We start from the raw sequence: 13,780 nt of genomic DNA, 5'->3' as shown, positions 1-13,780 counted from the left end.
TTATTGTAAATGATTTTTATTATTCTGAAACCAAAGCGCTAAAATCAATAAACTCCAATGCTGAAGCTGCTTATTGAGTTTCTTTTGTACTTCATTAAAATCTAAAAACTGAAAGATATAACTGTTTTTATTTTCAAGAAGTTCTTTGCTTAGATCTTGAAGTTCAGTTTCTTTGAACCATTCATTGACAGAAGCTCCAAAACCATTTTTTTTACGTTTTGCAATTTCTTCTGTCCACGCCTGAGAATAGGCTTTTCTTAATATAATTTTATCTTCCGTTGAGTTTACCTTGTACTGCCAAGGAAGTTGAATACAGAACTCTGCAAAATCTATATCTAAAAATGGAATTCTTACTTCTACAGAATTATACATAGAAGTTCTGTCACCTTTCAACAACATGTTACCCGGAACATATTTTTCCAGATCTATCCTCATAAGATCATTAAAATCTTCATTTTTAGGGGTAAAGCTAAACTCTTGTGCAGGAATTCCCTCGCTGATCCCCAATTTTCTAATTTCGGCAATAGAAAAGTGATTTCGCACCTTGTTCTGATGATAATCCAGGGTATCACTGTATTCTGCTCTGTGGCGCCTTTCGGACCCAATATCTCTAAATTTTCCGGCTAAAAGAATCATTTTAGAAAGGTAGTCCGGATAATAACCTTTTTGAGAAAGATTTACATTATATCTATAAAAACTATATCCTCCGAATAACTCATCACCTACATCGCCGGAAAGAATAACTTTAAGATCTTTGGAAGCTTGTTTGAAAATAAGATGAGTAGGAAGTAAGGAAGAATCCATCAACGGTTCATCCATATAGGAATAAACTTCCTGCAACGTTTCTGAAATTTTTTGTTTCTTATCTAAAAGAATATGATGGTCTGTTTTGTATTTATCTGCAATGGCCTGTGCGTATGGCATTTCGTTTAAATCACCACTATCATAGCCGTAAACCAATGTTTTGATATTTTCTTTATATTTAGAAGCTACCGCAACAATCGTACTTGAGTCAAGCCCTCCCGAAAGGAAAGAACCTACGGGAACATCTGCTATTAATTGTTTTTTTACGGCACTGTCTAAAAGGTATTTAAATTTTTCGACACTTTCACCCAAGCTTAATTTTGTGGTTTCTGTAGGAACTTTCCAATACGGTTTTATTTCTATATTCCCATTCTTATATACCAGAGTATGCGCTGGTTTAAGGTTGGAAATATTTTTATAAATAGTTTGGTGAGGGTGGATATATCCGTTTTTTAAATAATAGGCAATCTGTGCTTTATCAATTTCTGGTTTTACTAATCCTGAGGCTAAAATTGCTTTGATCTCAGATGCAAAAATAAATTCACCGTCTTTTCCAATAGCATAGTAAAAAGGCTTTTCTCCAAAACGATCTCTTGCGCAGAATAGTTCTTGCTTTTCATTGTCCCATAGGGCAAAAGCAAACATTCCGGGTAGATCATGGATCAAGTTTTCTTGTTTCTTCTGATACATAGCAAGAACAACCTCAGTATCTGAACCTCCACGATATGGATAGTCTGCATATTGGTCTTTTATCGCCTGATAACCATAGATTTCACCATTTAAAACAATGCATTCTTTCTTTGTATCAGAAAACATAGGCTGTTTACCATTCTCAGAAAGGTCTATAATTGAAAGTCTTCTATGACCTAATGCTGCATTATCATAAAATTCAAAATGCTCAGAATCCGGACCACGATAGGCCATAACATTCGTCATTTTTTGAATTTCTTCCTGATAATTTTTTGCATTATTGATTATGATTCCTGCTATTCCGCACATAGGTATTTTTTTAAGGGAAGTTTAATTTAATGTTTGTATTTTTAATAAGGTGCTTATTTAAATTGCTCTCTCAGTTTCATCGTTGGAATCTTAAAGTCAAGTTAAAAAAATAATAGTTGTGTTTTTTAGAAAAAAAATAAATTAAATATGTTTTTTAGATTATAAAATATAAAATAATAGGTTTGTTTTAGAAAATTATCAAATATAGTAAAAGTTAAAAAACCTTCAGTTCTAAGCAGCATTTTCCACCAGAGATTAAAAAATATTATTATAATAGTAATAATTTCTTGTTTGCGAGTTAACACTAATTTTTGCTCCCCAATCATAAATATGGTTAATAGCGAAAAAAAGATATTTACCCATCGGCCCCAATCCACAGCAATATAGAATAAAGGAAGTAAAAAAATAACTTGTATAGCTAAGAATATAGTACTGATTTTAACTTGATTAAATTTACAATAAATATAAAAAGTGAATGAACCCAGAAATATACTAATAACATACATCTGATAGCTATATGAATGTGATTTGTAATAATCAAGAACATTGTAATTTGGGTTGTACTCAAAAATACCTAATTCTTTAAATACTAATCCGTGGTTTTTAAAGAATTGTACTGTATTTACTGTCGTTATATTTACTCCGAATTTATAAAGAATCATCATAGCCGCAGTGGCAGGTAGAAACTGATAAAAAAATATTTTTTTTATTTTGTCAATACTAGGACGATCATTTTTAACAAAGTAGGTAAAACTGACAAATGGTAAATAAAAAAATGCCATTTCGTGGGTTAATATTGCAATAAGGATAAAGAGAGTAATAACATAATCTTTAATGATAACCTTGGAGCGGAGAGATAAAAAATATAGGAGATATAGCAGAAAAAACAAAGCTTCCTTTTTTGATGCAATTTCAGGATGCTTTACCATCATTCCGAAACCTGCAGGGAGTAGTATGAGTGCTATAACAAGGAGGTTATTTTTTTCTTTCCAAAAGAGTTTTATGAATAAGTAAAAGAATAAAGAATAAAGAATAAATAAAAATGCAAATACAATATATTCCAGATTAATGTTAGTAATCTCATTTATAAATATAAATAAAGAACCAAAGAGCCCTCTTCGTTTGAACCCACCATCTTGATAGTTTATAAGCCATTCTCCCAGAAACCATCCGCCTTTGTTTACTACGATTAATGAATAGGAGGTTGCAATACTAAAATAATAGTAAATTATGAATATGAAACTTATGATGTAGTTGGTTATTTTTACTTTCATTATTTTAATAAATATTTGATAACTAACAATTTTATATTAACTTCTATAATTTTATTTTGCTATTTTGTATAATGTCAGGGAGTTAAAAAAATTTGAAATACAAAAAATAAATAAGTTTTTTCAAAAAATTATCAATTCTTGGGAAGGTTAAAAAGCCTTGGTGTAAAACCATCATACTCCAAAGGGAATTAAATAATATTAATACAATAGCAATTATATCTTTTTTTAAACTACTTAGGATTGTTTTTTCACCTGCGATAAAGATTGTTAATAGAGAGAAAATAATATTTATCCATCTACCCCAATCATAGGCTATATAGAATAAGGGTAATAAAAATATTGTTTGTATTATTATAAATGGAATATTTATTTTGAGGTTATTAAATCTATAATATATTCCAAAAGTTAATATGCTTATTAATATACTTATAGCATACATTTGATAACCATATAGATGTTCCTTATAAAAGTTCAAAACATTAAAATTGGGATCATATTCATAGATTCCTAATTGACCGAGTTGAAGACCATGTTCCTTCAAAAATAAAATGGAGTTATCTGTTTTTATATTCATCCCAAATTTATAAAGAAGCGCCATCGTTATAATTGCAGGAACTATTTGAAATATAATTATCTTTTTAATTTTCTTAAATGCTGAAGCTTCATTTTTGATGAAGTAAGTGAAGGCTATAAATGGTAAATAAAAAAATGTTGCTTCATGATTTAAGATCGCAATTATTATAAAGAATGTAATTATAAAATCATTAATAATAATCTTTGAGTTGAGGTAAACAAAATATAAAAGATATAATAACAGGAAAAAAACATCTTTTTTAGCTGCGATTGTAGGATCTTTTAAAAGCATTCCAAATGCTGAAGGAAGTAGTAAAATACTTATTGTGATTAAATTATTTTTATTTTTCCAGAAGAGCTTAATCAACATGTAGAAGAATAAAGTATATACTAAAAATAGAAAAGAGAAAATAATGTATTCCAGATTAATTTTAGTAACCTCATTTAAAAATATAAATATAGTACCAAATAACCCTCTTCTTTTAAAGCCTCCATCCTGATAATTGATAATCCATTCTCCTAAATACCATCCGTTTTTATTAATTATGATTTGTAAATAGGTATTTTGTATACTTATAAAATAATATACAATCAGTATAAGACTAATGATATAATTAATGACTTTAGTTTTCATGCCTTAATCAATAAATACATTCTTAAAGGTATCCATTACAGGATGTGGTAAAAACTTTTCATACAGTTCTTTTGCAGATAGTTTCAGATCTGAATCTAAAATAATATCCCGCAATTCTTTTTCGTTGCGATAATAGTAGGCTTTATCTTTCAAATGCATATTATGAGCCTTCTCGGGAGAATCCGCAAAAGTAATGACGGATTTTCCTTTAATTGCAAATTCGGCAACAGTGATTCCAAACGTTTCACCTCTTTCTCGTGCATGAAGCAATGCATCACAAGTGTTGATGAATTTTAGTTTCATCATAATATCCGAACTTGGCGGGAGGAATATAATGTTGGGTAAAGCTGATTTCCACCATTTTTTCTTCACAAAAGAGTCTACTCCCATAAAAATGAAATAAATGTCTTTATATTTTGAAGCAATTTTTTCTGCTGTTTTTTGAGCAAAAGTGATATTGAAACTTTGACCGCCACCATAATATCCAAAAACTTTGGCATTTTTTGGAATATTAAGTTCCGTTCTCAGATCCTCATGAGTTTCAGCTCCCAAATTGACCATATGTGGAACGAATGGAGATTTAGATCCTGTCATTTCCTCACTCAGCCATTCTGAAACATAAGCATAGACATCTCCATGGGGCTCTAAATATTTAAAAACACTGTGAATAACTGTTTTGCACTCTTTTGTCTCTACACCGTCTTGGAACCCGTTTTTGATGGCATAAAACAAATCAATAGTATTGTTTTTGATGACGGTATCAACTTCTTTAAAATCAGAATAATCAATTACCTGAAAACGTTTTTTGAATTTTTCAATTCCTAACTGATGGTTGGTTGGTAATGTTTTATTGTATATAATGATAGATTCATTTCCAAGATATCTTTCATTGAAATCTGCGTAATCATATAATGCGATGGAAGTCCCTCTATAATTGAGTTCGTTCTCATGGAAAAGGATTTTCATTATGTGCTTATTTAAATTTATTTTTCAATTTACTCAATATTTTGCGAAGAAGGCTTTTCTTCGGGTATTTAGTAAAATCTTTATGTGTAAAAAGACCTTCGCCTTGTGCTATTTTAAAATCCTGCTTTACCCACCAAGAAGCAATATTTCTTTCAAGCGAAACAGATTCTCCGGAAAAAGGAAGAATTTTTTCAAGTAAATAATTTTTTTTAACAAGATAAGGATTGTTCGTCCAATTCGCCCATCGGGAAGTTGTTACGAAGTATTCTCCCTGCTTTTGTATTTTATCAGGAAACTCTACCGCCGGATCTAGCCAATGGAGTGATTCAAGAAGGTGAGGAGAGGTGCATTCGTGCCAATCATCATAGTAATCGAGCTCTTTACCTTTGTTTCTAATAGATATCAAAGGATAACCGGGTTTTTTTCTGCTTCGGAATCTTACAACGTCAAATCCATTATTAAGTAAATCTAGTCCGCCTTTAAGATGAGGAAATACAAAGTTTTTTTCTTCAATAAGTTCCCAATCATGTTCTAAGAAAAGAATATTTTCGGTGGAAGCATTTTCGGCCAGCATTTTCATGCCTTTTCCAATCCCAATATTTTCTTTTAAGCCAATATATTTGACTTTATATTTTTCTGCGGTTTTTTTATCTTCCTCACTTACTTCCTGAAAGAGGATTACAATATCATCCACCATCTCTAAAAGTCCATACTTTTTGTATGACCTCAGCGTGTTTTTCAGCGTACTCCCACTTTTCCAGGAAAGGATACAGATGCTTATAGGTAGTTTTTCCATTATAATTAAAGATTTAAAAATGGATGTTTACCGGTCATAGCTGTTGTTCTATAGGCATCAATTTCTTTAAATTTTGCTGAAAAGTATTTATACTGTTCCATATAAAATTTATACTCACTTCTATTTCTTTGTGCTCCCACTTTTAAAATAGAGGTAAGGAAAGCTTTTTTCTCTCTCTTGATATTATAATCAAAATTGGGGTTCATATATCTCGTTTCCCTTTGCATTTGCATGGAAAGTCTCTGTCTTGCTAATATTTCGGCAGGCGTTTTTTGTTGCTCTTTTTCAAAGGATTGCACTTTTGCATCATGTACAACCTTACTTTTCGGGCAAACAATTATTTTGAATCCGAAATAAGTAACTCTGTTGATATAGTCATAATCTTCAGCACCATGAAAGAAATACGGATTAAATCCTCCTACTTTCTCAATGATATTTCTTGGAATAAACCAGTGCGCAGCATTCACGAATTTTATTTCATAAAACGGCTTAAGGCTGCCAAAAAATAGATCAGAAACTAATCTGTTATTTTTAGCGTCTTGGGCAATGTAGTTTTCAAAATGGAGATCAAATCTTTTTTCACTTCCATCCATATGCATAGGGCTTAATATCCCGATTTGTTCCTTATTAGGATAGGTTTTGTAAACCTCCAATAGTTGTTCTACACTATCAGGGAAAATCCATGCATCCTGATTCATGAGATAAACAAAATCAGCACCTGCTTTATATGCTTTTTCTATTCCTACATTATTTGCTCTTCCGAAACCAGAATTTTCGGCTGATTGTATGAAATCTACTTCAGGAAAAGTAGTTTTTATATATTCTTGTGTACCATCTGTGGAACCATTATCAATTACAATACATATTACAGGGTGATTGGAATGTCTTAAACTTGTAAAACATCTTTCCGCCCATTTCATAGCATTGTAAGTAACGATGATCAAATAAACTTTATTCATGTGTGTTTTTAAATATATTTTTCGGTCAGAATTTTTATATAATCTTCAGCACTTGTTTTTGAGAAAAAGGCAGTAATATTTTCCTCGAAAGTTACTTTATAAAAATCCCCTTGGTCCACCTCATCGTAGTTTGCCTTCTTATCCATTTTTAGTTGGATTGCATTAATAATTTCACTCAGATCATAATAATAGGGATACGCAAAATTAATCGTTTTATTGTTTAATTGAGCGCAATTCATACCTAAAAACAGCGCAATGTCATCAATATCTATTAATAATCTTCTGGCTTTGGTGTGCAGTGCAAATTTATTGTTATTTGAAATCTGTGCTTTCAAATAATTGAAAAGAGTGTTTGGGTTTCCTCCTTTTCCTACAATATTTCCTATTCTTAGGATAAGATAATTCTCGGAATTTTCTTGGATATAATTTTCGATTGCTTTTTTATGCATAACGTAATGACTGTCTTGCTTTGATTGGTCATTAATACTCAAAGTAGAAAAATAAATAACCTTGCTACTAGGATTATTCTCTAATGCAGTTTTTAAAAGAGTAAATTCTCTTTCAAATTCAGAACTTCTGGTTTCGAGGGAGTTTGAAACACCAGAAGCAAAGTAGAGCATATCCTCTGAATCTATATTTTTTAGTGAGGTTGCGATAAGTCCGTTTCCTATAATCATTATTTGTGTTTTTTTATATAAAACTGTTGTTCTGTACTTTTATCTGATGTTTTTGGTTAATTGTATGTTGGGTCCATTTTATTGCCAGATATAATTTTATAGGATTCAATGAAAACTTTGATAATATATTGTTGAAAAAGTATCCTGTAGCAGCTTTATGAAAATTAGACTTCGTGATTACAGTAGAGTATGTCATCAAAGTATAATAAAAATAAGCCTTTAGGTTTGATGTTTTATATTCTGAATTATATTTTTTTATAAAAGGGATAATAGCAAAATCTCCCTTCATCATATCATACGTTACATTTTTCGAAATGCTTGCCGAAAACTGTCTGTAAGTACTCATTTGCTCAGGAAGAACTTTTATTTTTCCATAGCATCCAGCTAAAAGATAAAGGCATCTGTCTGCAGAAATAATTTTTGTTGGAAAATCATCCTTCAAAATACTTTTTCTGAAGAAAAATGTTGAGGTTTGGCAAATGTTTCTGTCAGTCAAACTATCCTTCGTTAATTCTTGTCCCAAATGTCCTGAAAAACCATGGCTAGGAAGAGGAACATCTTCATAAATGACATTAGAATCTGTACCCACTCCTGAGAAATCAGGATTTTTTTCTAAAAAATTAAATTGTTGTTGTAGTTTGGAAGAATCGATCCAATAATCATCACCATCTAATATAGAAATATATTTTCCAGAAGCTTTTGAAAAAGAAAATAAAGTGTTTTTTACATATCCTAAATTAGGAACGTTTTTAAAATATTTTATTTTATTACCTTTTGGATGTGACGCAATGAGCTCATTGATAATGATCTCTGTATTATCCGGAGAATTATCATTACAAATGATAATTTCATAGGCACCATTGAACTCTTGAGCGAAAATACTCTCAAGACATTGTTTAATATATTTTTCGTGTTTATAGGTGGTAATACAAATGCTTACATCCATACTGTTGGTTTAAATTCTAAATAAATCAGCTCCTTCAAGGTCTAAATATTGGTAACGAATACACTTTAAAATGTATTTTTTTTTCTCCAAAAAAGGCAATGATTTTAAATATGTATTTCTATTTTTAATAAATATAGAATATATGTTGGTTAGTTTTTCGTTTTCTCTAGGATTTAATTCTTTATATCTTTTTAAAATTTGCATATACCCCCACACATATTCTTTAAAATATTTTTGAGTTTCTGATATTTCTTCTTCTTCCTTATCTGATTTATATCTTAAACCATATACCTGATTAGGATGTAATCTATACGAAGAAAGAGATTTTGAGATAAATCCGAGTGAGTGTTTTGAACTTAATTTTTGAGCAATATAATAATCATGGGCGATAGGGAAGTCTTCCATTTCATATTTTTTCAGAGCTACTTTTTTTATTGCCAAAGCGCAGCCTAATATAAAACTTCCTTTTTTAACTAATGCTACAAAAAGATCATTATCATTTACCTCTTGAATCACCTCTTCATGAGAAATACCTTTCCAATTTAAATAAGAAGGATGTATTTTATCATCATCAATTAATTTTAAATCGTGGAAGGCACCATCAAATTTAGGATTAATTTCAAAAAAACGAATAGTTTCTTCTACTTTATCTTTTTCCCAAATATCATCTTGATCACTGATAATAATAATCTCGTTTTTGCAGAGATTGATCGCCTTTTCAAAGTTTTTAATAAAACCTAAGTTATTTTCATTTTGATAAAATTTGAAAAAATCAGGGTGCTTTTTCTGATATTCAAAAAGTATTTCTATCGTTTTATCATTCGAACCATCGTCGCAAATTACGATCTCATCTACTTGTACAGTTTGATTCAGAATAGAATCTATTTGCTCATGTAGATAATTCTCTCCATTGTATGTACATAAAGCTACGGATATCTTCATAGTCTATTTCTTGGATAAATATTAGTTATTTTCTATTGATAAACGAACAAAAAATTCATCTTATTTCTTTTGTAGTTTATCATAACGTCCTATTTATATTATTTATTTTTAAAAACTTCTTTAACTACATCTAAATATTCTCTTCCCCAGGTCTTACTTGGTTCTAAATAATTTCCTTCTGCCCATTCATTCCAAGCATTGATGAAAAATAGATTTTCTTCTTCACTAAAAGGAGTGAATAATTTTACTTTTTCTTCAAGCCAATGTTTAAATATTTTTGGAGATGTGTTTTTTAAAATAAAATAATTCTTTGCTTTTCTAGCGCTATTGTCAAAGCCGGGACATACGCATCTGAAAAATTTATGATCCGGTTTTTCATTTTTATGATATTCAATGTCTGCATTAGCAAAATCAATATATTCTACAAGTTTTCCATCTAGTTGAGGTATTGATTCAGTAGATTTTAATTTTAGTTTTTTAGTCCAGTGACTAAAACTTTGTTTAATGGTAGAAACACTTATCTCGTCTCTTAAAGATTTAAAGTTCTGCTTTTCAAGTGAGTTATTCTTATCTTTAATTTCTTTTAAGGTTTTTATTCCGGAATGGGGTTGAAACTCAATGCTTGCATCAATATTTTTGGTGATAAATTCCTGACCTTTTTCTCCAAAACTTTCAAAACGGGTAATGTATAATTCTATTCCATGTTTTGCCACTTCTTTTCTCCATAATTCAGCAACCTTATCAAAATCCGGTATCAGTGAGGTTCTGTAAACTGCAAAAACAGCTTTTCCATCAATTTTTATATATCTTTCATCTTTGAAGAAAGGGATAAGATAATTAATATGAGCAATATGGTCTTCCATATCACTATAATCTTGTTGCATCAATATATTTTGGTCTCCTCCGTCCCAGACTCTAGTCCAGTTTTCATTAGCCCAACAAAGCATGAAAGGGAAATCTTCCTTGGGATTTTTTAATTTTTCTTCGAGGGGCTTTTCCATTAAAAGCTTTCCATTGAACCAATAATGGTAATAACAAAAACCATAGATCCCATATTCTTTAGCCAGTTTTTCCTGTTCTAACCTACATTCAGCAAGACGCAAGTCATAAAAGCCCAGATCAGTTGGAAGCTGTGGTTGATCGTGACCTTCGTATAAGGGTTTTGCTTTGGTTACATTGGTCCATTCTGTAAAGCCTTTTCCCCACCATTCATCATTTTCCGGGAACGGATGGAACTGAGGGAGGTGTATGGCAATTGGTCTAAGCTTATTTAACATAATTATTCTAGTGTTTTTAAAATTTTTGCAGGAACGCCTCCGACAACACAATTATCAGGAATATCTTTATTTATCAGTGAATTGGATCCTATGATGACATTATTCCCAATTTTGACACCTCCTAATATGCTTACATATTCTCCAATCCAAACGTTATCTCCTATAATGATTTCTCCTTTAGAGAATAAAGGTCTTTCTTTGGGCGGAATATTATTCTCTTCTTTTGTTATAGAGCCATGATTGTGATCTGATATGAGTACGTTGCTTGCAATAAGAGTATTATTTCCAATGACTATTTTATTAATCGCTCCTATATGTACGTTATGATTGATGTGTACATTGTCTTTTATTATTATTTCAGGATTAAATTTCTGATCTCGATAATGATCAATAGCATCTAGCCAAAAACGGTTTCCTGCTACAAAATCAGATCCGATTTCGATATATTTGCAACCATTAATGATATAGGGCGTTTCTAATTGGAAATTGCTTCCTACTTTTTTGAATTGTTTAGCAATCCACCTTATATATTGATCTTGCTTATTATTTTGGTGATTTTTGAATTCATTAAATAGGTAATTTAGTATCCTGTTTTTTATCTTTTGAAACATAATAAATTTTTTAAGATGCTATGGTATCTTCAGTTATTAACAAGGTAAATAAAAAGTAAGGATAAGTTGTATGATCTTGTCTTGGTCATCTTTTGATAATTCATAATAAAAAGGTAATCTTAAAAGATTATCTGTAAAATGATCGGAGTTAGGAATGTCAATCTTAGGATTAGTTGCAAGGTAATAATCACTTTTATTTAAACTTAAATAATGAAAAACGGGATGTATATCTTTTGCTTTTAAGTATTGTATCAGATTTGTTCTTTCTTCATAATTTTTACAAATGATATAGAACATGTGGGCATTGTTATCTGCGAATGAAGGAATATTCGGTAAAGCGATACATTTTTTCTCTTCTAATGATTTAAAGGCATTAGAGTACCTTTGCCATATCTCTATTCTTTTTGCTTGAATAATATCAAGGTTTTCTAATTGTGCATATAGAAAAGCAGAAATAATTTCTGATGGTAGGAAAGATGAGCCTAGATCTACCCAACCGTATTTATTGACTTCACCTCTGAAGAAAGCGCTTCTGTTGGTCCCTTTTTCCCTGATAACTTCTGCTCTTTCAAAGAATTTAGAATCATTAATAACAAGCATTCCTCCTTCTCCAGCAATGATATTTTTTGTTTCATGAAATGAAAAAGCGGCAAAATGACCTATTGCACCTAAAGCTTTTTTAGTTCCATCAGAGAAAGTATAATAGCTGTCTATCGCCTGAGCAGCATCTTCCACCACAAACAGGTTATACTTTTTAGCTAAGGCCATGATTTTTTCCATATCACAAGCTACTCCAGCATAATGTACGGGAACAATTACTTTTGTTTTCTCTGTAATATGCTCTTCAATCTTTTCGGCATCAATATTAGGGTTATTTGTGCAGGAGTCTACAAAAATAATTTTAGCTCCCCGTAATGCAAAAGCATTAGCCGAGGAAACAAACGTATAACTTGGAACAATCACTTCGTCTCCTTCCTTAATATTACAGAGGATGGCGGCCATTTCCAAAGCATCGGTACATGACGTTGTTAAGAGTACTTTAGGAAAATGGTATTTTTCTTCAAAGAATTGCTGACATTTTTTAGTGAACATTCCGTCCCCAGAAATTTTTCCGGATAATACGGCTTCTTCTATATATTTCAGCTCTTTGCCTATAATAAATGGTTTGTTGAATGGAATCATAGTGTTTTAAACTTAGTATCTTTAATCTTTATAAAATATTTTTCCATGTATTCAAAAGATAAATAGCTAATAAAGATAGTTAAACTTGGGATTAATAAATAGATAAATATATTGAATAAATAAATATTATTGCATAAACGAAGTAACTTATAAGAAATAGGAAAAATAAAAAACATGACAATAGGGTGGTACATGTATATTCCATAAGAGATGTTTCCTAAAAATGAAAATGATCTATTGGTAAAAACACTTCTGTTTGACTGGTTGATACTAATTATAATCAATAATAAAAAAAGAAATCCTGAGATTAAGCTTTGTATATAATGTTTAAAAATAGGGGTAGAAATTAAAAAACATATTAATAGGGCTGTTGTCAGATATATGAATTTACTTTTAGTATATTTTGTTATTATTTCAGGATACTTGGAATAATAATATCCACCAATCCCCCCAATAGCCATGAACTCGAAAGGAATGATACTGGTAATATGCCCTAATAATGACTGAGGGAACTTCACATTTGTAATAATAAACGTGAATAATATTAATCCGAAAACCCATACCAAAAGATTTTTCCGAAAAAAAGAAACGATTAGAGGCCAAAGTATGTAAAATTGCTCTTCAACACCTACAGACCAAGATTGGGATGCACCAACAACTATTTTCCCTGTTTTCAACGCAAGGTTGGGTAAGAAAAGGATATACAATAATATTGTTTTCAAACTATAATTAGAAGGGTCCATTATTTTGTCATACCAATTAGGAGTAATGGAAAAAATAGTGAAAGAGTGGGCGAATAAGGGTATGAGTGTAAAAGAGATTAAAACAATAAGATAATATAATGGCCAAATCCTCAATATCCTTCTTAAATAGAATTTTTTTAAATTAATCGTATTATTTTTTTCTTTTTCTGAAATCAGAAGATAGGTGATAAGAAATCCACTAAGAACAAAAAATAGATAAACACCATTTTCACCTAAATTCTCTATAAAATAGGTGCTGTATTTTGAATTGAATAAGCTTCCTATATGGTCACTGTGTTTGAATACCTCAATATGATGGAATATTACATCCAAAGCCGCAACTGCACGTAGTTCATTGAGTCCAGTGAAAAAAACGGTTTTTTTTGCCGGCTCCATA

At 30.6% G+C, this 13,780-nt stretch carries 13 protein-coding genes; all 13 read right to left on the bottom strand.

Features of this window, described 5'->3' with window-relative positions; translation table 11 throughout:
* Complete coding sequence (asnB, locus tag AMQ68_RS18875) at positions 1-1,803, bottom strand: asparagine synthase (glutamine-hydrolyzing) (protein ID WP_054512153.1); 1,803 nt, start codon at positions 1,801-1,803, stop codon at positions 1-3.
* Between the two features lie 125 nt (positions 1,804-1,928).
* Positions 1,929-3,077, bottom strand: coding sequence for a hypothetical protein (locus AMQ68_RS18870; protein ID WP_054512152.1), 1,149 nt, complete (start codon positions 3,075-3,077; stop codon positions 1,929-1,931).
* Positions 3,078-3,159: 82 nt separating this feature from the next.
* Entirely contained in the window at positions 3,160-4,284 is a 1,125-nt protein-coding gene (locus AMQ68_RS18865) for a hypothetical protein (RefSeq protein WP_054512151.1), read from the bottom strand.
* Between the two features lie 3 nt (positions 4,285-4,287).
* Positions 4,288-5,250 (bottom strand): hypothetical protein, encoded by a 963-nt coding sequence (locus AMQ68_RS18860; protein ID WP_054512150.1) that lies wholly within the window; start codon positions 5,248-5,250, stop codon positions 4,288-4,290.
* Between the two features lie 7 nt (positions 5,251-5,257).
* The gene (locus tag AMQ68_RS18855; RefSeq protein WP_054512149.1) at positions 5,258-6,046 is read right to left on the bottom strand and encodes a glycosyltransferase family 2 protein; all 789 of its coding nucleotides are present in this window, start codon (positions 6,044-6,046) and stop codon (positions 5,258-5,260) included.
* A 5-nt stretch (positions 6,047-6,051) separates the two neighbouring features.
* Entirely contained in the window at positions 6,052-7,005 is a 954-nt protein-coding gene (locus AMQ68_RS18850; RefSeq protein ID WP_054512148.1) for a glycosyltransferase family 2 protein, read from the bottom strand.
* 8 nt (positions 7,006-7,013) lie between these two features.
* Complete coding sequence (locus AMQ68_RS18845; RefSeq protein WP_054512147.1) at positions 7,014-7,682, bottom strand: NAD(P)-dependent oxidoreductase; 669 nt, start codon at positions 7,680-7,682, stop codon at positions 7,014-7,016.
* A 13-nt stretch (positions 7,683-7,695) separates the two neighbouring features.
* Entirely contained in the window at positions 7,696-8,628 is a 933-nt protein-coding gene (locus AMQ68_RS18840) for a glycosyltransferase (protein ID WP_054512146.1), read from the bottom strand.
* 9 nt (positions 8,629-8,637) lie between these two features.
* Positions 8,638-9,570 carry a glycosyltransferase gene (locus tag AMQ68_RS18835; protein ID WP_054512145.1) on the bottom strand — a complete coding sequence of 311 codons (933 nt, stop codon included), beginning with the start codon at positions 9,568-9,570 and terminating at the stop codon, positions 8,638-8,640.
* 98 nt (positions 9,571-9,668) lie between these two features.
* The gene (locus AMQ68_RS18830) at positions 9,669-10,847 is read right to left on the bottom strand and encodes a glycoside hydrolase family 99-like domain-containing protein (protein ID WP_054512144.1); all 1,179 of its coding nucleotides are present in this window, start codon (positions 10,845-10,847) and stop codon (positions 9,669-9,671) included.
* A 2-nt stretch (positions 10,848-10,849) separates the two neighbouring features.
* Positions 10,850-11,458 carry a hypothetical protein gene (locus AMQ68_RS18825; protein WP_054512143.1) on the bottom strand — a complete coding sequence of 203 codons (609 nt, stop codon included), beginning with the start codon at positions 11,456-11,458 and terminating at the stop codon, positions 10,850-10,852.
* Between the two features lie 36 nt (positions 11,459-11,494).
* Positions 11,495-12,640 (bottom strand): dTDP-4-amino-4,6-dideoxygalactose transaminase, encoded by a 1,146-nt coding sequence (rffA, locus tag AMQ68_RS18820; RefSeq protein WP_054512142.1) that lies wholly within the window; start codon positions 12,638-12,640, stop codon positions 11,495-11,497.
* Complete coding sequence (locus AMQ68_RS25965; protein WP_054512141.1) at positions 12,637-13,779, bottom strand: acyltransferase; 1,143 nt, start codon at positions 13,777-13,779, stop codon at positions 12,637-12,639. The genes rffA and AMQ68_RS25965 overlap by 4 nt, the downstream gene beginning before the upstream one ends.
* Position 13,780: the final 1 nt, after the last annotated feature.

The organism is Chryseobacterium sp. ERMR1:04 (assembly GCF_001297705.1).
GTDB lineage: Bacteria > Bacteroidota > Bacteroidia > Flavobacteriales > Weeksellaceae > Chryseobacterium.
The sequence above is the reverse complement of the archived record's forward strand: the minus strand, read 5'-3'. Positions and strand labels throughout refer to the sequence as shown.

Bases quoted from the DNA above. Each gene is read 5' to 3' on its own strand.
- asnB (WP_054512153.1), bottom strand. From the start codon at position 1,803: ATGTGCGGAATAGCAGGAATCATAATCAATAATGCAAAAAATTATCAG.
- AMQ68_RS18870 (WP_054512152.1), bottom strand. From the start codon at position 3,077: ATGAAAGTAAAAATAACCAACTACATCATAAGTTTCATATTCATAATT.
- AMQ68_RS18865 (WP_054512151.1), bottom strand. From the start codon at position 4,284: ATGAAAACTAAAGTCATTAATTATATCATTAGTCTTATACTGATTGTA.
- AMQ68_RS18860 (WP_054512150.1), bottom strand. From the start codon at position 5,250: ATGAAAATCCTTTTCCATGAGAACGAACTCAATTATAGAGGGACTTCC.
- AMQ68_RS18855 (WP_054512149.1), bottom strand. From the start codon at position 6,046: ATGGAAAAACTACCTATAAGCATCTGTATCCTTTCCTGGAAAAGTGGG.
- AMQ68_RS18850 (WP_054512148.1), bottom strand. From the start codon at position 7,005: ATGAATAAAGTTTATTTGATCATCGTTACTTACAATGCTATGAAATGG.
- AMQ68_RS18845 (WP_054512147.1), bottom strand. From the start codon at position 7,682: ATGATTATAGGAAACGGACTTATCGCAACCTCACTAAAAAATATAGAT.
- AMQ68_RS18840 (WP_054512146.1), bottom strand. From the start codon at position 8,628: ATGGATGTAAGCATTTGTATTACCACCTATAAACACGAAAAATATATT.
- AMQ68_RS18835 (WP_054512145.1), bottom strand. From the start codon at position 9,570: ATGAAGATATCCGTAGCTTTATGTACATACAATGGAGAGAATTATCTA.
- AMQ68_RS18830 (WP_054512144.1), bottom strand. From the start codon at position 10,847: ATGTTAAATAAGCTTAGACCAATTGCCATACACCTCCCTCAGTTCCAT.
- AMQ68_RS18825 (WP_054512143.1), bottom strand. From the start codon at position 11,458: ATGTTTCAAAAGATAAAAAACAGGATACTAAATTACCTATTTAATGAA.
- rffA (WP_054512142.1), bottom strand. From the start codon at position 12,640: ATGATTCCATTCAACAAACCATTTATTATAGGCAAAGAGCTGAAATAT.
- AMQ68_RS25965 (WP_054512141.1), bottom strand. From the start codon at position 13,779: ATGGAGCCGGCAAAAAAAACCGTTTTTTTCACTGGACTCAATGAACTA.